Annotated in this window: 11 protein-coding genes; all 11 read right to left on the bottom strand. The window is 43.3% G+C overall.

Features of this window, described 5'->3' with window-relative positions; genetic code table 11:
• The coding region (locus HMPREF2794_RS13590) for a GH92 family glycosyl hydrolase (protein ID WP_139147254.1) at positions 1–1,413 on the bottom strand (1,413 nt) is incomplete at its 3' end.
• Between the two features lie 6 nt (positions 1,414–1,419).
• Entirely contained in the window at positions 1,420–3,705 is a 2,286-nt protein-coding gene (locus HMPREF2794_RS13595; protein WP_022301964.1) for a GH92 family glycosyl hydrolase, read from the bottom strand.
• Positions 3,706–3,988: 283 nt separating this feature from the next.
• Positions 3,989–5,224, bottom strand: coding sequence for a DUF4302 domain-containing protein (locus tag HMPREF2794_RS13600; protein WP_010536579.1), 1,236 nt, complete (start codon positions 5,222–5,224; stop codon positions 3,989–3,991).
• Positions 5,225–5,249: 25 nt separating this feature from the next.
• On the bottom strand, positions 5,250–6,791 hold the full coding sequence (locus HMPREF2794_RS13605) for a C2 family cysteine protease (protein ID WP_070751670.1): 1,542 nt from the start codon (positions 6,789–6,791) through the stop codon (positions 5,250–5,252).
• A 42-nt stretch (positions 6,792–6,833) separates the two neighbouring features.
• Positions 6,834–8,798, bottom strand: coding sequence for a RagB/SusD family nutrient uptake outer membrane protein (locus HMPREF2794_RS13610; protein ID WP_010536577.1), 1,965 nt, complete (start codon positions 8,796–8,798; stop codon positions 6,834–6,836).
• A 24-nt stretch (positions 8,799–8,822) separates the two neighbouring features.
• The gene (locus tag HMPREF2794_RS13615; protein ID WP_010536576.1) at positions 8,823–11,975 is read right to left on the bottom strand and encodes a SusC/RagA family TonB-linked outer membrane protein; all 3,153 of its coding nucleotides are present in this window, start codon (positions 11,973–11,975) and stop codon (positions 8,823–8,825) included.
• A 629-nt stretch (positions 11,976–12,604) separates the two neighbouring features.
• Complete coding sequence (locus HMPREF2794_RS13620) at positions 12,605–16,552, bottom strand: helix-turn-helix domain-containing protein (RefSeq protein ID WP_070751671.1); 3,948 nt, start codon at positions 16,550–16,552, stop codon at positions 12,605–12,607.
• Positions 16,553–16,856: 304 nt separating this feature from the next.
• Positions 16,857–18,248 (bottom strand): alpha-L-fucosidase, encoded by a 1,392-nt coding sequence (locus HMPREF2794_RS13625; protein WP_070751682.1) that lies wholly within the window; start codon positions 18,246–18,248, stop codon positions 16,857–16,859.
• A 78-nt stretch (positions 18,249–18,326) separates the two neighbouring features.
• Positions 18,327–19,682 carry a hypothetical protein gene (locus tag HMPREF2794_RS13630; RefSeq protein WP_234076368.1) on the bottom strand — a complete coding sequence of 452 codons (1,356 nt, stop codon included), beginning with the start codon at positions 19,680–19,682 and terminating at the stop codon, positions 18,327–18,329.
• Between the two features lie 24 nt (positions 19,683–19,706).
• Positions 19,707–21,062, bottom strand: coding sequence for a basic secretory protein-like protein (locus HMPREF2794_RS13635; RefSeq protein WP_070751672.1), 1,356 nt, complete (start codon positions 21,060–21,062; stop codon positions 19,707–19,709).
• Positions 21,063–21,099: 37 nt separating this feature from the next.
• Positions 21,100–23,034: a RagB/SusD family nutrient uptake outer membrane protein gene (locus HMPREF2794_RS13640; protein WP_070751673.1), complete on the bottom strand. Its 1,935-nt coding sequence runs from the start codon at positions 23,032–23,034 to the stop codon at positions 21,100–21,102.
• Position 23,035 lies beyond the last annotated feature (1 nt).

The following is a 23,035-nucleotide window of genomic DNA, read 5'->3' on the forward strand; positions in this document are numbered from 1 at the left end:
GGCTACTCCTTCGTAATAAGGTACGGTAGAGGTACTGACCATCGCCGCCAACGCCTCGTCAGCATTCGAAAAGACTCCTTTGGTGATGGCATCCGCCAACACCGATACGGCATGGTAACCGCTCATACACCAGTTCTCATTTCCCATCAGACTCCAGACCGGCAACATGCCGTGTACACTCTGCTGCTCATGCTTGATCATAGATTCTACCATATCCGCATTGCGTTCCGGTTTCACCAGATTGAGGAACGGATGTTCCGCACGGTATGTATCCCAAAGCGAGAAAATCGTATAGTTAGTAAATCCTTTGGCCTGATGGATATTGTGATCCAAACCACGATAAGAACCGTCCACATCCATATATACGGACGGATTAATCATGGTATGATAAAGCGAAGTATAGAACATTGCCTTCTGGTCGGGGGTACCTTCTACTTCGAAATGATCTAGCTCATTGTTCCAGTCTGTCCGGGCAGCTTCAGCCAGCTGTTCAAAGCTTTTTCCGGAAGCTTCGGCACGGAGATTTTTAACAGCCCCCTCCGTACTGACTGCCGAAAGCGCTACTTTCACAACCAGTTCCGGGTCTTCAGCCGTATCGAAGTTGAAATAGGCAACAATCTTACGTCCGGTGATTTCGGGAAAATTCTTTTCCATGTTGAAGCGACGCCAGAATCCGTTGTACAGTACCTTTTGCTTATCCTTATAACCGTAGTCCTTGATCGGTTGTGACAAGGAAATAGCAAAATAGGTATAATTCGTGCGTGCCCATCCGTTAGTGATACGATATCCTGTCAGTAATGTATCATTTTCCACCCGCAGATTTGCCCACAATACTTTGCCGTCATAATTATAGATGCCATGCACCAAGTCCAGGATCAGATGACCGTCTTTTCCTTTCGGGAACGTATATTTATGTACACCGACCCGCTGTGTGGCAGTCATCTGAGCTTTAATGCCATAGTCGTCCAGCATTACCTCATAATATCCGGGAGTTGCTTTTTCGGTGGCATGACTGAAACGCGAACGGTATCCTTCTTCCGGATGATCCGCCCGTCCGGGGTTCAGCTTCAGATCACCGACAGCAGGCATCAGCAGGATATCTCCCAAGTCCGAATGTCCCGTACCGCTGAGGTGGGTGTGACTGAAACCGACAATGGTCTTGTCCCGATACTGGTAACCGGCACAATACTCATAAGCGTTTTTCTGATATGCACCGTTTATATTATGTGGTATTGTATCTGTGTCCGGACTCAATTGTACCCATCCGAAAGGTGTACAGGCACCGGGAAAAGTATGCCCCATACCATTGGTTCCGATAATCGGATTAACGTAATCTACCGGTTGCTGAGCTACGGCAGACAAGGTTGCCGCCGCCATAGTCATCATCAATACTTTCTTTTTCATCTTATTCATACCTGCTTACTTTTTATCACGAGAGAAGGAATAGGGGAAATCGGATTCGTTAATACCTCTTCCTTTATTCGGTTTATTATCCATATCAAATACCAGACGTCCACCTTTCAGCAAGTCGAAGTGATTCAGATAATTCTTTGTATAGTTCTTGCCGTTATAGTTCAGCGAACGGATGTAACGATTGTCATCACTGTTCTTGGGAGCGGAGATTTCCAGCTTCTTGCCGTTCTCCAGTGTGATCGTCGCTTTCTTGAAATAAGGAGCACCCATCACATATTCATTGCTGCCCGGACATACCGGATAGAAGCCCAAAGCAGTAAACACGTACCAGGCAGAAGTCTGTCCGTTGTCTTCATCGCCGCAATAGCCGTCGGGAGTGGCAAAGTAAAGGCGGTTCATCACTTCACGCAGCCAGTACTGGGCTTTCCAAGGTTCGCCTGCATAGTTATACAAGTAAATCATGTGCTGGATAGGCTGGTTGCCGTGCGCATAGTTCCCCATGTTAGCAATCTCCATTTCACGGATTTCATGAATCACACCTCCATAATAGCTATCATCAAATATCGGTGGAAGGTTGAATACTGAATCGAGCATGCTGACAAACATCTTTCTTCCGCCCATCAGATCGGCCAGTCCCTGTACATCATGGAATACAGACCACGTATAGTGCCAGCTGTTTCCTTCGGTAAAGGCATCTCCCCATTTGAACGGGTTGAAAGGAGTCTGGAAAGTTCCATCAGCATTCTTTCCGCGCATCAGTTTAGTCTCCGGATCGAACAGGTTGCGATAGTTCTGGCTTCTTTTCTTATAAACTTCCAGTTCTTCCGCCGGACGGCCTAACTTTTCACCCATACGGTAGATGCACCAGTCATCGTATGCATACTCCAGCGTACGGGCAGCATTCTCGTTAATCTTCACATCGTAAGGTACATAGCCCAGTTTATTATAATATTCGTATCCACGACGTCCTGTTGTAGAAACTCTCGGGTGTACACTGTTGGCTCCCTTGAGCAAACCTTCATACATTTTCTCTGCATCTGCCTTGGTCACGTTCTTCATGAAAGCATCTGCCACTACAGAAGCCGAATTGTTTCCGACCATACAACCACGATGTCCCGGACTTGCCCATTCGGGGAAGAATCCGCTTTCAAGGTATGTATTCAACAGTCCTTCCTGCATCTTCTCGCCCATCGAAGGATATACCAGATTGACGAAGGGGAACAGGCAACGGAATGTATCCCAGAATCCGGTATCGGTAAACATATAGCCCGGACGGATTTCACCGTTATAAGGACTGTAATGTACGGTTTCACCCTTCGCATTCACTTCATGGAACATACGGGGGAATAATACCGAACGATACAGACAAGAATAGAAGGTACGCATCCGGTTCTCATCATCGTCTTCGACTTTGATACGTCCCAGTACGTCATTCCAAGCTTTACGTCCGGCTTCCTTGGTCTGTTCGAATGTCTTGTTTCCGATTTCTTTCAGATTCAGTTCCGCCTGTTCGGGGCTGATGAATGAGGAAGCCACTTTGGCATGCACCTGCTCGCCTTTCTTTGTCGAAAAACCGATGGCAGCACCTACATGATTGGATTGCAGTTCAAGATGCGTCTCTACCAGATGGTAGTCCGCCCATACTTTATTAAATGTAAAAGGCTTGTCGAACTCTATCACAAAGTAGTTCTTGAAATTTTGTGGAACACCGCCACTATTGCGTGTCGTATAACCTATAATCTTATTTTCCTCAGGAATCACTTTCACATACGAACCTCGGTCGAAGGCATCTATTACCACATAAGCATCGGATGCTTCGGGGAACGTGAAACGGAAGTATGCACAACGCTCTGTCGGGGCAATCTCCGTTGTCATGTTATACTCTGACAGATAAACGCTATAATAATAGGGAGTTGCTTTCTCTGCTTTGTGCGAAAACCAGGAAGCACGACTGTCCTGATCTATCTTCAGCTGTTTGGTCATCGGCATGATGGAGAACTGTCCGTAGTCATTGATCCAGGGACTGGGCTGATGGGTCTGCTTGAAACCTCTGATTTTGTCAGAAGCATACGTGTAAGCCCAGCCGTCGCCCATCTTTCCGGTCTGCGGCATCCAGAAGTTCATCCCCCAGGGAAGTGCGATGGCAGGATAAGTATTTCCGTTGGAGAGCGAAATTTTGGAGTCGGTTCCCATCAGGGGATTCACGTAATCCACCGGCTGCTTTTGTGCAAAAACAGAAGAGACTCCCAATAGCAGGGTCATTGTGATAGACAGTAGTTTCTGTTTATTCATGATACTAAGAGTTAAACTATTAATATTAGATTAGCGAGTGTTATTATTCACGTTACAAATTAACGCAATAGAAAATTAATAACTATACTCTAACGTGACAAAAAGCACGTCCGGACGAGAATGTCAGAGTAGAGAACTAGGAGTCAAACAGAGCACAAATTAAATTACTAATAATCAAATAATTGCCCATAAAAAAAATACAAATAGAGTACAAACAAAAACAAAAGCAAGAAAGTAATCGAGATTATGTTCTGTTTACTTTCTTGCTTTTTTCAAAGACTGGTTACTTCTTCATTCTAAACCAACGCTCACCTGTAGCACTTAGCACATACACCATATTGTCGTTGTCATCATAACTCCAATAGAAGCCGTCTTCCGAAACACAGAAAGAGAGGAATTTACTGTAATCCTGCTGTACACGGTTATAATCAGCCGGATTATTATTCCATCCGAATAAATCATATGGTTCGCCCAAGCTGATGAATATACGACCAGTAGCATTATCTGCTGTCATAGTAACCGCAAAGCCAATATAAGATCCCATACCACTCCACGGACAAGCAATCAAATTTCTCGGATTACGATCATCAAACTCCACACCAGAGTGGAAGATTCCCTTAAAGTCCGCATGAATCTCATCCTGATCTACTATATGGGTTTTCCAACCATCTGCATACCATGCTGCAATATCAGAGGCTTTCCGAGTATCACATACAACATTAGCATTGTCAGTTTCAATTTCACCATTCAAATAGTTATAATAGAGTTTATTCAAACTTATCCCATCTACCGTCACATTGCTACCCAAAGTCAACACTGCATTTTCATCATTCGTTGTATCAATTATCATCGGATACTCTGTGTGTTTTACCACACCGTTATCTATTGCAGAAATCTTCACTTTCCAATTATTGCTCTCGTCGCAAATAATCAAATAGTGTGCAAGGAAAGAAGAGGATGACCTACGAAATACACCGTTATTCAACTCTCCTTTAAGCAAATCCATGGCCTGTGCTTTATTGTAAGCAATAATAGCCAATCGTTTTCTCTCCTTAGCTTGTTGCAAAGCTGCAGTTGAGACCGGAGTCAAGATCATTTCTTTGCCATGCGTCTGTCCTACAGCTGTAATTTGTGAATCAGAATACCCCGTAATGACAAATGTCGTCTCCGAGTTTTCGTTCAAATATTGTAGCATTCCTCCATTCAGCAAGGTAAGCAACACCGCTTTTTCCCCTTGGAAATCCAGAGAATAATCTGTTCCAACCTCATTCTTCAACAACGTTTCGTCTGAATCCGATGCTACATTTCCTTCTTCATCAAACTGAAAGTAGAACGTTATTCCTTGATAAATCATTTTCCATCCGTCTGCCGCACACAGCAGTTCTTTTACTTCTGAAGGACGCAAGCGGTCTGCACTCATGTCACCTTCATGTTCCCAGTCTTTCCAAGGTTCCGTCATGCCACAGCTATAAAAAACCAGGCAACACAACGACAACATTATATAAATAAGTTTCTTCATGATGTTTTTCTTTTAAGATTTGAAATTAGAAATTAGGTATATATCCTCCCAAGTCCGGTCCCACTCCATAATTCTTGGCTGCTCCCGGCGCACAAATACGTAAGTCGATCATCGGCGGAATCCGTCCGTCATCCTTCACTTTCATCACACCGTCGGTAGTACCTCCCCAAGGATTCCGCATCTTGAAAAGATGAGTATTATCATCCGGCAAGATAAACGTAAACGCATGCCCACTGGTCGTCTGCCAGTTTTGATCTACCTGTTCACCGCTTCTTGTAAAACCACCGATCACCAGTCTACCTTGTTTGAGCGACACTTCCACCGCGCGTTGCAAGTCTTCGGCAATCAATGCATTTGCACCGAAACCTACACTTTCCCCGTCGCCGGTAAAGATAGCAGAAACATATTCAGTACCAATACCACCGACATTAGAACTACCTTGATAGATCTGATTCCACTTAATCATAGCCTTTTCGAGAATCGTAGCCCAAGTGACTTCTTTATTTCTGCCGCCTAAGGCACCTAAATCGCCACTATTACCGATAAAATAGTCGCCACCTACACCAACTGATATTTGTTTTCCTTTCGGGTCATACATAGTAACTGTGTATGTTTTGTCCATATTATCCTTGATAATGTGTTTTACGAAACGGGGATAGAGGTATGCCATCGAAGCAATCACCGCACAAGCACAGCAGTCACCTACCCAACGCTGATTTACATCAGACATCACAGGATTTCCATTTGGATAAATGGATACAACATTGAATGTATTCCAAGCCATCTTCGTCCCACCATCTCCAAATGGTTCAGGTTCTTCAGCAGGATCGGCAAGCCATTTCAAGTCTGCTGCCGTAGCTTCTCTGTCATTCTCATGCTGTCTGCCCATCGGAGTTATCGCACTAAACGTACTGGAACCTTTACTAGCAATCAAGTCGTTGATATTCTCCGTATATGAACGCATGGCCACCAGTTTCCATTCAGCTATCTGCGTGGCAGCACCACCATTGTTCGCTTCAACAGAAAGTCTGTAGTAACGATAGGAAGTTGCATTATCCACTTCATAGCTTTTCTCTTCTTTTCTCGCTGCAAAAAGTTGGTTTGTCTGCGCATCCAGTTCTGTCCACGTAGTATTATCATTAGAACCATAGAGTGTCCAATCTTTCGGGTCCATTTCGGGAGTATCGGCAGCCGAGGTCAACGAATAGGCAGTGACAGCCTTACTACTATTTCCATTCCAAGTGATGTTGAAACTACTATGATAAGTAACATACTTCGTGTCAGCATTATCGTCTACCAAACGTCTGATTTCCGAACCGACAGGAGCATCAGCATATTGCGCTATAATTGTACCACTGGAGGGCATATTCGTGTTACCCGAACCAAGTACATAAGAAACCGGAGCATCTTCGTTCGGACCTTCTTCTCCATTATCTCCTTCATCATCGTCGGACGAACATCCTGCCAGACAAAAGGGAATTAGCAGCACCCAAAGAAAAATGATTCTCTTCACTGCATTCACATCGCTACATCTTATTTGAGGTATCTTCATTGTTTTTCTTTTCATTAATTTCTTTCATTCATTCGCAGATCGGACATCCGAAGTATATTACTCCGTTGTCCATCCCAGATTTTGTACCATCTTCGGATTACGACGTACATCTTCGTCAGGAATCGGGAAGAGGTAATGTTTAGGCAAAAATGTACGTGTTTCTACTACTACCTTCTCAAAAAATGCAGGAGCATCCGAACGGAAAGCCATACCATGAATAGGTCCGCCTTCTCCACCTCTATGATATTTAGGATAAATCCAATCATCGCCTACAGCCATATCGGCTACTTTCCAACGACGTACATCAAAGAAGTGATTCCATTCGAACATCAGCTCAACCAAACGTTCACGATGAATACGTTTGTCCACTCCGTCACGTGTATCTTCATAAGGAATGCATGCAAATCCATTATCGTCCGTAGTACCTACCGCACCATATCCAGGAATACCAGCACGGGCGCGTATCTTATTTACATACTTAATCGCTTCATTACGTTGGTCACAAGCGCTCAACGTTTCAGCATATCCCAAGTACATGTCAGCCAAACGAAGCAAAGTTGCACAATGCCTGTTAGCCCCGCTACGTCCTTCTTTTGAAGCCATTTTACGCATACCATAACCTGTGTAAGGGGCATCCCAATTGGCATTAGCATAACCGGAATTACCGTTATAAGTCAATTCTGTGGTTATTTCTCCACGCGGAGTATCTGTCTTCAACCAAGTAGAACCATGGAATGTAATGTTCGTATAAAAACGCGGTTCGCGATTAGCCCATTGTTTCAATGTTTGATTCAAATTGCTCTTGAAATAGGTTCTGGAAGGAACTACTTCGTCAGTATAGTCACTCGACCATCCCAAATATTCATTAGAAGGTACCCCCTCATATTCTTTATAGTTCGTATCGTCAACAATCCGGCGACCGTCTTTCATAAAGTACAAGTCCACCATTTCCTGAGGTACACCAAATCCCAGACCACCTCTCAAAGCACCATTATTATCATCGTACCCCTTGTGATAAGGCGTGGTCTCGTAAGCCCGGTAATCATGGTCTGCCAAGCGAATGAAAATCTGTTCTTTATTCTCTGTGCCGTACAAAACTCCCGATGTCACTTTTCTATAAGATTCATAGAAATCAATCTTTCCATCGGCTGTTTTCTCCGTATATAAAGAGAAAGTGTTACCGTATTCATCAAAGAATTCTTTGTAAGCATCACGAGCAGCCTCCCATTTCGCTTTTTCCTGCGATTTATCTTGCGGGAAGAGTTGCTTGCCACTTTCCGGATTAACGATGGCGGCATAATCGGGATTACAATTGAATAGCGGACTTGCCGCATACAACAACATTTTCGCTTTGAAAGCTTTACATGCAGCTCTGTCTATACGTCCCAAATTGGATCCGTCATATCTATCAGGAAGCTCATTTGCCGCATCATCAAATTCCTTCGCCATAAAATCCACACATTCATCTACCGTATTACGTTCTTTCAGCAGTTCAGCAGTAGAAATATCCAATGGAATCGGTTCTTCCCCCAAAATCACAAATGGACCGTAGGAACGGAAAATCATGAAGTAATAGAAAGCACGCAAAGCTCTGGCTTGCGCTTTCCACTGTTTGCGTTGTGCGGCCGAAGCTTCCAAACAACGGTCTACATTCATGATAAATGTACTGGCACGAGAAATTCCTTTATAATACTCGATGTACCAGAAGTTTATCCATGAGGAACCTGCATAGGTGGCTCCGGAAGCCCATTCGCTACCATTATTTCCGTCCCATGAAAGCTTGCATTCCAACGAACCGGTTGTCCAGATCCCCGACATCGTATTCCTTGCAGAACGTTCTAATGTTTCATCGGGCACATAATTATACACGTTATTCAAAAACTGTTCTGTCTTCGAGCGATTAGTAAACGTATCCTCCAAGTCATATTGTTCACCGGGGATTGCATCGAAGAAATCATTGCACGAACTAAGTCCGACCGCCAAACACAGCGCCAAAGTTCCTATTTTAAATATATTTTTCATATCCTTCTTGCTAACTGATTATTATTAAAAACTTACATTCACACCTACTGAATAAGTACGTACATTAGGATAAGCAGTACCATTATTGGTATTCAACTCCGGATCCCATAATTTGAACTTAGAGAATGTCAATAGGTTGGTGCCCATCACATAAATACGCGCACTCTTCAGGAATGTTTGATTAATCAACTTCTTCGGGAGTTGGTAAGCAATAGTCAACTGTTTCAGACGCAGGAAACTGACATCTTTCTGCCACCATGTGCTGGTTTTCATATTATTTTGATTCGCATTGTTTCCATGATGCAAACGAGGATAGAATACATCCTGATTAGTCGGATTGTCAGCAGACCATCTGTCAGTAATGTTTGCAAACAAGTTCGTAATACCTGAACCATCATTAAAAGGATACATGGCATTGCCTCCCAAACAACGGTCTGCCTTGGCATTTCCGGCAAAGAGCGCACCGACAGAGAAATCACCTAATTGTAAATCTGCACCGAAACCATAATAAATCTTAGGTACGTCACCCTGACCTATCAGACATTTATCATAATCGTCAATTACTCCGTCACCATTTAAATCCTTATATTTGATATCACCCACTTTCGAAATCTGTCCCGGATGCCCTTCACCAAACTGCTTGGCATGGTCCATGATCTCTTCTTCACTAGTGAATAACCCTTCGGCGATCCATCCCCAACGTCCGTTCACGTTCGTTCCTCTTTTTTCCATCCACGGATACTGTACCCGGGGATCATCGTTCTCTATAATTTTATCTTCATTCCATGAGAAGTTACCACGGACAGTCAGGAAACATTTCTTACCGAGTTGCTGTGTATATTCCAATGTAGCTTCAAAACCCTTATTGTCTACCACTCCCAAATTAGCATAAGGCATTTCTACGAATCCAGAATAATCAGGAATAACGCGTCGGGTAATAAAGATGTCTTTACGATGTTCTTTAAAGATATCTAATGTCAGCGAAAGATTGTCTTTGAAAAATTTTAAGTCAACACCTAAGTCTTGCTTGCGGGAAGTAGACCAACCGACATTGGCTCCGTACTTGCTGAACCCCCAACCACCAACACCGTTATTCTGGTCGCCAAAACGATAACCATCTACACTCGCCATCTGGTCTAGGTACATAAAACGCCGTCCTGTTACAGCATCCGTACCAACTAAGCCATCTGTATAACGCACTTTAAAGTAAGAAACAGTTTCTTGTAAAGATTCCCACCAAGCCTCATTAGAGATAGCCCAGCCAAGACCAAATGCAGGGAAGAAACCGAAACGTTTTTCTGGACTGAAGTTCTCGGAACCATTATACCCAAGGTTTGCCTCGAAAAAATAACGGTCGTTCCAGGAATAAGTAGCACGGGCAGCCAAGCCTTGTTGCTTATAGGGCAAAGAACCGATCAGATTGTCAGAACTCAAACGGTAAATCTTCTGGTTATAAAGCAAAAGACCACCTATCCGATGCAAACCGAACGAACGGTCGTAATTTAAAGAAGCTTCAAAGTAAGTACTTCTAGAGTCGGAAGCGCCTTGGTCAAATGCAAGATCTTTATGTCCTGTATAGGTCAGTGCATACCGATAATTGCCATCTGCATCAAATACATCATCATTCCACAATCCGTTTTCGTCTTTAGTTCCGGCAAAATTGTAAGTATCTTCACGTTTGTTATACTTCAGGTCACGACTGTTATGCACGTCGAAAGCCAACATGGCAGAGGCGGTAAGCCCTTTACTCCACTTCCAGAAACCAAGGTCTTGCGTCAAACGAATGTTGGAGTTCAACTGATTTCTTGCTTCATTTTTGTAACCACGACGAGTCAAATCGGCATACGGGTTACGGAGGTCACCATTGGTAGAGATACCTGGTACAGAACCATCAGGCATCATTAACGGCAAATAGACTGGATTAATCTCCATGGCTGACGCAAACAAGTCACTGGTAGATTGCTGCGGATAGTTACCCATAGAAAGGAAACCATTGAAGCCCAAATCAATAGTAGTCGTTTCTGTTGGCTTCAAGTTCAAATTGGCGGTATAATTGTAGCGGTCGTAACGGATGTTAGCATCATAGTTCTCCATTTCAGCGGTACGTGTCAGACCTTTTTCATTATAATAACTCAATGAAACGTAGTAAGTGGCATTAGGTACACCACCACGCACACTTACATTTACACGACGATTATGTCCCCAGTCATTGAATAATTCGTTCATCCAATCAACGTTCGGATACAAATAAGGATTGAACATCAGTGGATTATCATTCGGTAGTAATCCATGGGCTTTCTTCGTAGCCTCAATATATTGAGGAGAATATAACATACTGCCTCTAGTATCCATATACGCTTCATTGGCAGCATCCATATACGTAAAGGCATCCGCCATTTCAGGTTTCTTTGTCAATGTCACAAAACCTTCATAGTAGTCTACTGAGAATTGCGGCTTGCCCACCTTACCCGGTTTGGTTTTAATCAGAATTACACCATTAGCACCGCGTACTCCATATACAGCTGTGGCAGAAGCATCTTTCAGCACCGTAAACGACTCAATGTCTTCAGGGTCGATATTATTGAAACTACGTTCCACACCATCCACCAATACCAGTGGTTTAGAGTTCTGACCCGCCAGTGTAGAAATACCACGGATCCAAAGATCAGAATCATCATGCCCCGGTTCTCCTGAACGTTGCACAGCTACTACACCCGGCAAACGTCCAGCAATAGCAGAAGATAAATTAGCTGTCGGCATCTTTATATCTTCTATTTTCATAGATGACTGCGCACCTACTACCGACACTTTACGTTGATGTCCGTAAGCCACAACTACCACTTCGTCCAGTGACGATACATCTTCTGCAAGAATTACGTCCAGCACTTTCTGTTTGCCTACTTTTACCTCTTGTGATTTATATCCTATATAGGATACGATAAGAATGGGATTGTTACTCGTCAGTTTCAGATTATACTGACCATTGGTGTCTGTTATGGTACCATTCGTAGTACCTTTTTCCTGAACGCTCACTCCAATGAGCAATTCGCCTTTTTCATCAGACACACGCCCTGTTACAGGAGTACCTTGTGCCCACACTACTGTACTAAATGTTAGCAGTAATGCCAATAGCCACAATGTCTTTGTGTGATGTTTTTCCATTTCAAACAAATTCATGTTACTTTGTTTTTTTTAATTAATACTAAGGTTATCAATCGCCTATATATTCTTATAAGCGGAGGCAAATTAAAAACTTTTAATATTAAGAATATTCCGCAGAAGTGACAAAATTATGTCAAAATAAAAATGCTCATTCATAGAACAGAAAGGAGAAATAAAGCACATTATAAACATCTATATATCAACACATAGCATTCATTTGCGCACAAACAGAGCACAAGTTTGCGCACATTGTATCAAGTTATAATAGCCGCCTTTTCGCCACTTTTATTAAAAAGTTTATTCGTAAGCAGTAGTAAATAAAATCTATACAGACATGAATTCAAATATATCTGTCACCCAAACGACCAAAGAACAGAAGGAATGAAGGAATCCCGAATCATTAACCGAAAGACTTTGAAAAACTAATTTCTTATCAGTCCAAATTCATTCGTTCTACTGTAGTTTTCCTTTCGTTCCACTATAGTTGGACGCAAGAAGCACTATAGTTCCTCTTACACCCAACTATAGTGGAACGAATAAATAAGGACCTCGAAAGACTTAATTATCCGGAATTACTGATCTAAGGATTCGGGTAATACATCCATAAAACTCAATTAGTAAAGAATAAGATAGTGGGGATAGCATTATCGGAGTTGCTCCCGATAATCTTTCGGCGTCATTCCGAATCGGCGGGTAAACTCTTTATAAAAATAGGAACGGCTGGAAATACCAACTTCAGCGATAACATCCTGAATAGAAAGTTCTTCATTCTGCAACAATCGTGCAGCCTTCTCCATCCGATAACTCTTTATCAAGTCACTGGGAGCCGCATTGGATATTTCTTTAAACTTGCGATAGAATTGACGCGGACTCATCGCCATGCGGTCGGCAATTAAGGTTGATCCCAATTCTTCCTGGTCAAGATTTTGTTCTATCACTTGTAACAGTTTCCGGATAAAATCCGCCTGTTCTTCTGTAGTACAAACAATGCGTCCGGCCCAGTCACCAAGCTCTTCCATATAAATCTGCTTTGCCTCCCGAGTACCGTAAATAGCTTTATTGACGGCTTCTTTCAAAAATATAATATCATAAGGAAGTACAATATATGAATCAGCCCACATAATCAATTCACGCTGAATGGACGAACTTACTTTCCAACTTAACATTGGAATAAATGCCGTTTTCGAAAGTTGAGTACGATTCTTATTCACATATTCCAGGAAGTCACTCTCTGCTTTTGCATACATCAACATATCAACTAGTAACAAAGCAGGAGCTGATCTACGTATTTCTTCAAATGCAAGTTGTACACTTTTCACCGGACAAACAACAAATTCATCTGCTAGGAGATCACTTATCAGCCATACCATTTCATCCCTATCCTCCAGCAGAAGAACCGTTTTCTTCCCATGCTCTTCAGTCTCCTTGATGATAGCCGGTTCAAAGGCTAACGTCAATAAATGATCCTTTTCTCTGTCGGCATAGTGGAGCGTGACATGCAGCTGTCTCAAAGCCGCTTGCACAGAAAACAGTAATTGGCGGGTAGTTATCGCCTCTTCTGTTTCCTTACTATCTCTTCTTCCCTCTTCTTCCGAACCGGAAAGTTGCTTATATAATTCCTTCAAAGTATCATCTACAGTAGAGAACTGCAGCAACATCTGTCCTTCCTCTTCCTTTACATCCACTACAATATCCGACTTATGTTTTACTCCGCCAATATAAAGGTAACACCAATAGAGCATACAGCGTAAAGCATTCTTATAAACAGGATAAACAAAGTGTTCTGGTATAGCAAGTTTTACAGAAGATATATCAACGCCCTGTCCTTCCAACACATGCAAGACTTCTATAGAGAGCTCTTTCATGCACATACAACCAGTAATCGCATATTCCGTAGGGAAAAATGACTTAAGTTCTTCTACAGCCAAAGTTCCTGGACGGAAAAGAGTTGCAATAACCGTCTCGTGTACCTGCTCCATAATTCTGAGACGCTGTTCATAAGGGAGATTTTCCGCACGCAGCTGATCACAAGAGCGATAAATGGACGTAAAGCGATTCAGTAACTCACGATTAAGACTGGCGGACTCCGGTAGAGCTTCATTGCTTTCTGCTGTCAACAGCCGCTGCATCATACGCTTCTGGAGAAAATATTTTCTTAATAAATGAATCAGATAACCGGCTATTAATATGAAAAACAGCAAGTAAATGACATAGGCTACCGTAGAAAGATACCAAGGTGGAAGAATGTACAAAGGGATAGAAAACACCTTATATTCCGTATTAAATACATCTTTCTTATAACGGACCTTTAAAACATAGCTACCCGAAGGTATTTCTAGATACGATGCTTCATTTATACTACTAAACGAGGTCCAGTCTTTATCAAATCCGTCCAGCATATAGGAGTACTCCACATCCCCTCCAGTAAGAAAGTCTGGAACAACAAAAGAAAGGGAAAAAGAAGCCTTCGCTCCTTTAAAACTTAACGCTTTGCCACCATCGGTATAATAATCCCCCAGATTAACCTCCTTACGTCCAATCATTAGCTTACGTAATAATATGTTCGGATAGAATTCCGGAGCTGTCGCCACTTCCTTATCCAAATAAAGCAAACCGTCAATGCCTCCAAAGAAAAGACGTCCGGTATAAGGACATTGATAATAGGCATCATCACTAAACTCGCCCACCTGCACACCGGCGGCATAATAATAAGCATGCGAAGAAGTGTTTTTGGGATTATATTTAATAAGTCCACGATTAGTGCCAAGCCATAAAAAACCATTTGCATCCTCCAATATGCCATGAATCATATCATTAAGCAACCCTTGTTCTCTACCGATATAGGAGGCACTGATTTGTTTCTTATTAAAGGTCAAACACACTAGTCCCGATGTTGTTCCTACATACATCCTACCATCTTTAGCACGATGCAGGCTAAGTACATCATCAACAGATTTATGCAATATTTCTTTCAAAGAAATGACTTTATATTCTTCTGTCTGTTTATCAAATCGAATTAACCCTTTTTCCCGGCTTCCCAACCAAAGAATGGAATCTCCTTCAGCTAACATAGGATAAAACATGGTTATCTCTTTTTGTTCATAAAAGAAATGATAACGCTTTTGCGATTTGAGGTGAATCTCCCCTTGTTTCCTCTCCAATATCAATTTACGAAATCCGACCCCAGCTGTAACCGCATAGAGTACGCTGTCATTCTCTTCATAGATATCATGTATTTCGATAATAGGATCTGCAGACTTATCCTCAACACAATGCAAGGCTTTATCTGCAAAAGAATAGTAAAACAGTCCAGGATTACCCGATCCTACCCAAAAGCCATCCATATAACGGCTTTGTTTTAATGAGTATGCTTGAAACTCTCTATTCCAACGGGTATAAGATGAAGCATCCTGCCTGCCTACTGGAGAGTAAACTGTAGTAGCAGAAGCATCCATACCACCTTCATAGTCATGTACATGTAAAAGTCCATCTCCTTTCGTGCCAAACCATAATCCGCCATATTTATCTGTCATGACAGAACGTACCTGCCGACTTAGATTGGATGATAGTTTGCTAAGCATCAGATTAGTGGCTATCGAGTACTTCTTAGCATACATGACAGCTCCCTGCCCATCAGAAGCTACCCAAAGAATATTCTGATGAGGATCGCGGAAAATATCATATATACGTACATTACGGTCCACCACTTCTTCTTCATATTTTTTCGAGGTGCGTAAACGTACTAAACCATTGGTTTGAAAAGCAATTATAATGTCTTCATAAAAAGGAACAATTCCCACAACTTTCCCATATCGTTGCACCAACGAAGAAAGGTTACGAATATAGATTTTAGATCTTCTGGAAATATCATATACATAAAGATCCCGCTCTGCATCCACAAAACAGAGAATGCCATTCTGATAAAATACATTATCGATAGGTTTTGCATGAAAATCAGAAGATGAAACAGTAGGATGGACAGACAATGTATCCAGGTCGAAGCCATCTAATGAACATTGAATCAGACTACCTGTATTCCGTGGAAAAGTCCATAAGACACCATCATCCGTGACAAAAGCACGGTGATCCATATTCTCGACAGGAGTCTCTATATTTTTGAGATGGACAAACTTTTTATGATAAGTATTATAATAAAAGATTCCTTCATTGCTTACTACCCAAGTATCTCCTTTCGGATTGGAATGCAGATAATAATCACCTGTAAAATCATAATATCCCACTACCTGACGCGAATCTTGCGAGAAACGATTAACTCCCAAATGTGTAGTAATCCACAAACAACTGCTATCTGCCTGCTGAATAGAATGAATGACATTGTTACTCAACGTCTTTTTCATTGAGAAATCAGAACGAAAGACCTCGATACCTTTCCCATCATAACAATTCACGCCATCATAAGTGCCAAACCACATCAACCCTGCTTTATCCTGGTAGAGGCAAAGCACAGCACTATTAGAAAGCCCTTGTTGATAATCGACTTTCCGAAAAAGATAAGCATCTTTACCCGCATCAGCCCAACAGACCAACGAACTAATAAATGTAAAAAGGCATAATATCAGACATCTTCTCATTATATTAATAGCAAGTATTATTGTTCATGTCTTATTAAATGAAACGGGAACAAATATACTAAATATAATATAAATGAAACATTAATAAGCAAGAAAAGTAACAAAAGCCATCGGATCGACCATTAGAAAGCTGATACAAATGTTTGGCCTAAATCCAAATATTATTCTACACGCAAGTCCTACAAAAAGGGAAATATAGACGTACGATAAAGAGTTGGATGAAATAAAATCACCATCAAAAAACACGACTTTACCTGATGGTGATTTTATATAAATTCAATGATTTAACTCTAAGATAAATTCATCATCTTCTCTCACAATATACTCCAAACTCTGCAATGGAAGTAGTACCATTAGAATTTAAGACAGTCATTCGTACCGCATCCCCCCAAACCGTATCGAAACGGTGGATTTTCACACGCAGACCGGTAGGAGCCTTACCCTCGTAAAGAAGGTTCCATGTACCACCCGTACGGTATTCCAGACGGTATTCCTGCAAACGGTCATTGTTACGATCCGTAATAACCACCATATTGAAAGGTTTCTCGCGCTCGAAAGTCACCGAATACCAGGGCACCTTCACTTCTGGATTAGAATTCCAGCATGTTCCGAAATCATCATCATTGGCAAAGTCCATGATAGCATAGTCACTGCTCCATGTACCTTCGGCAGGCTGATATTTGGCAATGTTGGAAGAAATAATAGGAGCATCCGCTTCAGGAACCGTTGCCACACGACCATCGTTCTTCCACAGTTTACCTATTTCCTTCAGAGCTCTCAATGCGTTGGCATCCATCAAGCCGTCTCTGTTAGGAGCTACGTTCAGGATAAAGTTACAGTAGGATTTGCCCATCGGGATGATATTATCATTGACCATTTGTGCCGGAGACTTCACAGGGGTAGTCGGGAAACTTTCTTTCCAGAACCAGTTCTGCTGTAACGGCAGGCAAGACAAGGCAGGCAGACGGTTGGTATCTTTCGAGATATGCTGTCCGGCTCCTTGTTCGTAAGACTTGATGTCCGTGTAAAACAAAGCCTCGGCAGGATATTTCGCTGCATTCAGATCCATCACCAGACAGTTAGGCTGGATTGATTTGACCAGACGATAAATATCTTCAAAAGGTACGTCATCGTAAGAGATACGTGACCACGGGGCATCCCAACCGTCAATAATCAAAGCTGTTATTTCACCATAGTTGGTCAACAGTTCGCGAAGTTGCTCCTTGATCATTTCGATATGCTGCGGAGTTATACACTTGGGACGCAGCCGGGCATGCGTATCGAGGATCGAATAATAGAGCATCACTTTCATCCCTTCGGCACGGAATGCGTCGGCGTATTCTTTTACCACGTCACGTTTGAAGGGGCTACTCATTACGCTATAATCTGTCGTTTTAGTATCCCATATACAGAAACCGCTATGATGTTTCGTTGTCAGACATCCGTAGGTCATGTTGGCTGATTTTGCCGCTTTTGCCCATTGTTTGCAGTCCATCCTGACAGGGTTGAAAAGTTCGGGAGCAGCATCCGGGTCCGGCCAGTCCTCATTAAAGAAGGTCGGCATGTTGAAATGAATGAACATACCACAGCGTAAATCAACGAATTCCTGTTGCAGTTGGTGCAACGACTTGGTTTGAGCATTCAAGCATAACACCGAAGTTACACTTAGGATCATCAGTAAAAACAGTCTTTTCATCATCTATTCATTTATTAATTATTAATTAGTTAAGTACATCAGCATCATCAGCTTATACTATCTTATCCACATTCATTCTCAGTCTCTCTGATACTTCATCCACATTCCACCTTTCGAAGTGGCTTCCGTATCGGGACACAAAAGATAGATGTAGAATTTATCTCCTGCACTCTGACGGTCGTGACGAACGACAAAAAGTCCTTTCTCATTGAACCAAGTATCTATAAGGTCTTTACAGTAAGCATTTATCTCGGCCACTTCCGTCGCATTAAGAGTACCGCCGCCACAGGTCTGTCCGCTGCCGGATATGTTCTTAAATAGGACACGGTCTTTATCGGAATTATTCATCAGGATGCTTGCTCCTTCTTCACTGCTCGGGAAAGCGAGGTTTGCAAACCACCATGTCCAGATAACGAGCGGTCTTTGTTTCGGACTTCCACTCCATCCGTAGTCATAACTCATGGCATTTATATCGGCGATTGTTCCGCCGGAGCTTGTAGCCTGTCCGCCTGTTCCCGCCCATATTTCATCGCAAGCGGCACCGTGATCCTGCGCTTTTCCGAGTGTAAATTTTCCTCCGGAAGTCACATAGTCGAAGTCATTGACCGCTCCCTTGTTGGAGGTCAGGGTTACATTTGACATACCGTCTACCGCCACCGCATCACCGGTGCAGTCAATGGCTTTGAAGGCATAAGTGGCTCCGTTCACCGATTTAATCTGTTCCACCGGCGTATCCAGTTTGAAGATTTGCCCTTCTTTCGTCAATTTCGATTCATAGTATTGCGTATGGCCGTTCGCATCGTTTCCATCTTTGTTTTCAATCGTTATTACTTTGACAGAAAGATCGTTGACACCATTCAGTACCAGGCCATAATAACCGATAAAATTGCCGGAAGCGTCACAGATGGACTGATTATCCAATAAGTTTTTCTCGAAGAGTTCGGTAAAGTCCGCTTTTGAAGCGACTTTACCATCGATGTATGCCTGTGTAGTCGGCTGCAGTTCAATGGTATTGCCGGTAGATTCACCGTATAAGTTCAGCTGCGGTGCCTCTCCTTCTGCCGGAATCTCTGATACGACAAACTTGGTATCTACAAATTCACTTCCCAGGTTTTGCAGATGGACATCGCAATTCTCAATATCCAGTGCCACTTCCTTACCTTTGGCAGAGAATGATGTTTTTCCTTCTACCGCCATCTCCAGAAAGTCCGAATCCAGTGTTACTGTTCCGTCTTCATGAAACTGGAAGTAAAACTCGTGTCCCTGATAGTCGGCTTTCCAACAGCCATCGGCTGTGCCATACAATATTTCTTTAACGGAGGAAGCCTTCAGACGGTCACCCTCTCCGTAGCCCACGTCATTCAAATCCAAGGTATTGCAACTCCAAAAGCCCGTGCACAGCACAGCTAATGCAAATAATACTTTCTTCATCATAGTTGTTTTTTAAAGGTTGCTCTATTAGTTATTTTGCAGGAACGCTTCCACCTCTGTCTTGTATTCGTTCCAGAGTTCTTCCATCGTAAGGTCCGGATAGCTCTCCTTCAGGATATACTTCACTGCATCCTCCAGGCTCCACTGGTTGGTCAGTTCGTCCATCAGCACCGTCCACGGCAACATACGCACGAAGTCGCCATTATAAAGACGCAGCCAGCTCATAAAAGCACCGGAAGTATTGTAGTCAACCTGCCAGACAAAGTATTTATCACTCTGCGGATTCCGGTAAGACTTGGCGATAGCGGCCTGATACTCTTCTTTTTGCGTAGCCAGAATATATCCTTTGCTCGCTACTTTCACAGCGTCCGGCCATCCTTCCTGATATCCCTGCCGGTCACAATCCTGCACACCTTCCATGATATATTTTCCTTGTTTGGGCATCCACTGCACGCAGTGTCCCATCTCGTGCATAAACACATGCTGCATGTCCGGCAATTTCCACCACGCATCGTTCGGATTGCTTTCCGAAGCCGGATAAACAATGCCTCTTCCTTCGTTATGGGTGGGATAATCTATCGCATACGCTCCTCCGGTCTGGTCTTTCTTGATAAAGACACGCAGTTTGCTGTAAGGGTCGAAAGCCAGATTATAGGGGTCGAATGACATGGCCGCACAATCCATATAATACCATTTCCGGAACTCTTCCTGAGTAGCAGCCTCGTCTCCGTTACCTATCAGATTATACAATGCAGAAACGGGACGTATCTCCGAATCACTCTCAAAGGAAATCTGAACTTGTGCCGCCTGGCTGGTTTTAAAATACTGCCAGGCAGCATAGTTCATATCCACTTGAAGTTCATACTTATCCGCCTGATCGCTCAGATTCGTCCAGTCACTTGTCTGCCGGGCACCGTCGGCATCTTTGTAGATAGAGCGGAAACGAAGTTCCTCTACACCGTAACGGTCTGTAACCACTACTGTACGATATTTACTCAGACGCAGAGTGGTCGGCTCGTTGCCATAGTCCCGCCTTTTCACAGTCAGGTTGCCAAAATCACCGACATTCGGTATCATGACGCGCTTTATCTTTTTGCCGGAGAGCAGGGAGTTGAATTCTACTTCCACTCCCACATATTCATCTCTCTTTTCCCAGCCGGAGTTACTGCCGTCCCACGTGAGGTAAAGTTCATTCAGCACCTCATCATATTTCGCCTCTTTGAGAGGGGCAGCTGCGTATCCGGCTACGGTATTCCCGTCTTTCAGTACAGGCTGATAATCTTTATAGATGTCAGGAGTTGCGAAGCTGTCTTCCTCACCGTAGCAGGCAGCCAGTGTCAGTGAGACAAACAACCCGAAAGCTATATCTTTCCAATGTTTCATAATCTTCTTGTTTAAGCGTTATTGTTCGAATATCGTATTACCATCCCAGGTTTTGTACCAGCAACGGGATACGACGGAGGTCATCATAAGGTATCGGCATGAAATATTGCTTTTTCGTAAATGCCACACGAGTCTCAAAAGAGGTTCTTTCGAAGAATGCCGGATAATCCTTGTCCATATTCATACCGTATACTTTGCCTCCTTCGCCTCCGGTGTGATATGCCGGATAGATCCAATGTTCGGGGTCATTCTGTCCTTCCGCCACTTTCCAGCGACGCACATCGAAATAGCGGTTCCATTCGAAGACTAGTTCAACCAGACGTTCGCGGCGGATACGGTTCAGCAGGTCGGTCTGTGTCTTCGGACAGGTTATCTTGCCGGCTGTTGCGGTAAATGTATATTCGGGAATGCCTGCACGGACACGGATTTTATTCAGATAAGTCAGGGCATTGTCGAGATCGCTGCACATACAAAGTGCTTCGGCATATCCCAAATACATATCTGCCAGACGAAGTACCGGAGAGAAGTGTTTCGAACCGTTGTTGTTGGAGGCTTTCGCACCCCGACGGATCAAGTATCCCGAATCCGGACAGTCGCCGGAGGCTTTGGACTTGCCGCAGGTTCCGTTTGCACCGTTGGTGAAGTCTGTGCGCATTTCCTCATTGTACTTACCTTCGTTCAGCCAGATAGAGCCGCTATAGGTAATATTCACATAAAAGCGCGGTTCACGGTCTTTCCACTGTTTCAGCACTTTGGACTTATCGGCGTCAAAGTAAAGACGGGAAGGGTTGTTGGGATCGTAATATCTTCCGGATGTGAAGTTGTTGGCACCCGGTATACCCTCAAATTTATCATAGCCGGGATCTTCTTCGATGGTCAGTCCGTCTTTTGTAAAGAACAGGTCTACCGTTTCCTGTGTTGTATAATAGCCACCGCCGCCAGTCACGTCGGTATCCTGGAAGTCGGTAAACTTAGGACATACCCAGTAAGTATAGTCGTACAAATCTCTCAGCTTCACAAAAATCAGTTCATCAACAGCTTCCCAGGTTGTGGTGAAAAACTCGCCCGCAGCCCTGCACGAAGCATAAGGGTCCAGCTTTCCATTCGTATAGACTTCGGTCAGCTTATATCCCTGTCCGGTGGCGAAGGTCATAAACCGTTCATACGCATCGCGCGTCTGAGTCCATTTGGAGTGATCTTCGGTCTGGGGGAAAAGTTGTTTGCCGTCTTTATTCTTGACTGACGCCTGATCTGTATTTCCGTTGAAAAGCGGACTTGCCCAATAGAGGTACAGCTTTGCCTTGAGTGCCATACAAGTGGCGACATCCATACGTCCCAGGTTTGCCTTCCCGGCTCTCTGGAGCAAATCGCCGGAATCAATAGCGCTCTGCAATTCCGTAGCAATGAAGTTTACGCATTCGTCTACCGAATTACGTTCTTTAATCAGCTCTTCCAATGAAGCGTCCAGAGGAATGGGATCTTCGCCAATCAACGGAATGGGACCGTAAAGGCGCAGCAATTCAAAATAATAGTATGCCCGCAATGCACGTGCTTCCGATTTCCACTTTCCACGTGTAGAGGCGGCGGCTTCTGTACATTTATCTACGTTCTGGATGAACGTACTTGCTTTGGCTATTGCCTGATAGTACTTTGAGAAGTATTCACTTGCCTGAGCTGAAGCGGAGTTAAAGGAGCCGTTGGTCCATTCCGCATACGTTTTGTTCCAGCGGTTTGCTCCGTCCAACGATGCTTCCGTAAAGATACCTCCGTAGGTGTTCGGATGAATGGCATCTGTCACTTCACGCACGTAGCTGTATACATTGTTCAGATATTCTTCCGTCCTTTGCTTGGAGGCAAACGTTTCGTCCAGTCCAAACTGTACACCGGGAATCGGTTCAAAGAAATCACTGCAAGCAGTCAGTCCGACACACATCGATGCAGCCAACAGGTATTGTTTTATTCTATTCTTCATA

This window comes from Bacteroides sp. HMSC067B03 (assembly GCF_001811315.1).
Classification (GTDB): domain Bacteria; phylum Bacteroidota; class Bacteroidia; order Bacteroidales; family Bacteroidaceae; genus Bacteroides; species Bacteroides faecis.

What these genes read in the sequence shown, in the direction of transcription:
- HMPREF2794_RS13595 (WP_022301964.1), bottom strand. Translation starts at nt 3,705, where the DNA reads ATGAATAAACAGAAACTACTGTCTATCACAATGACCCTGCTATTGGGA.
- HMPREF2794_RS13600 (WP_010536579.1), bottom strand. Translation starts at nt 5,224, where the DNA reads ATGAAGAAACTTATTTATATAATGTTGTCGTTGTGTTGCCTGGTTTTT.
- HMPREF2794_RS13605 (WP_070751670.1), bottom strand. Translation starts at nt 6,791, where the DNA reads ATGAAAAGAAAAACAATGAAGATACCTCAAATAAGATGTAGCGATGTG.
- HMPREF2794_RS13610 (WP_010536577.1), bottom strand. Translation starts at nt 8,798, where the DNA reads ATGAAAAATATATTTAAAATAGGAACTTTGGCGCTGTGTTTGGCGGTC.
- HMPREF2794_RS13615 (WP_010536576.1), bottom strand. Translation starts at nt 11,975, where the DNA reads ATGAATTTGTTTGAAATGGAAAAACATCACACAAAGACATTGTGGCTA.
- HMPREF2794_RS13620 (WP_070751671.1), bottom strand. Translation starts at nt 16,552, where the DNA reads ATGAGAAGATGTCTGATATTATGCCTTTTTACATTTATTAGTTCGTTG.
- HMPREF2794_RS13625 (WP_070751682.1), bottom strand. Translation starts at nt 18,248, where the DNA reads ATGAAAAGACTGTTTTTACTGATGATCCTAAGTGTAACTTCGGTGTTA.
- HMPREF2794_RS13630 (WP_234076368.1), bottom strand. Translation starts at nt 19,682, where the DNA reads ATGATGAAGAAAGTATTATTTGCATTAGCTGTGCTGTGCACGGGCTTT.
- HMPREF2794_RS13635 (WP_070751672.1), bottom strand. Translation starts at nt 21,062, where the DNA reads ATGAAACATTGGAAAGATATAGCTTTCGGGTTGTTTGTCTCACTGACA.
- HMPREF2794_RS13640 (WP_070751673.1), bottom strand. Translation starts at nt 23,034, where the DNA reads ATGAAGAATAGAATAAAACAATACCTGTTGGCTGCATCGATGTGTGTC.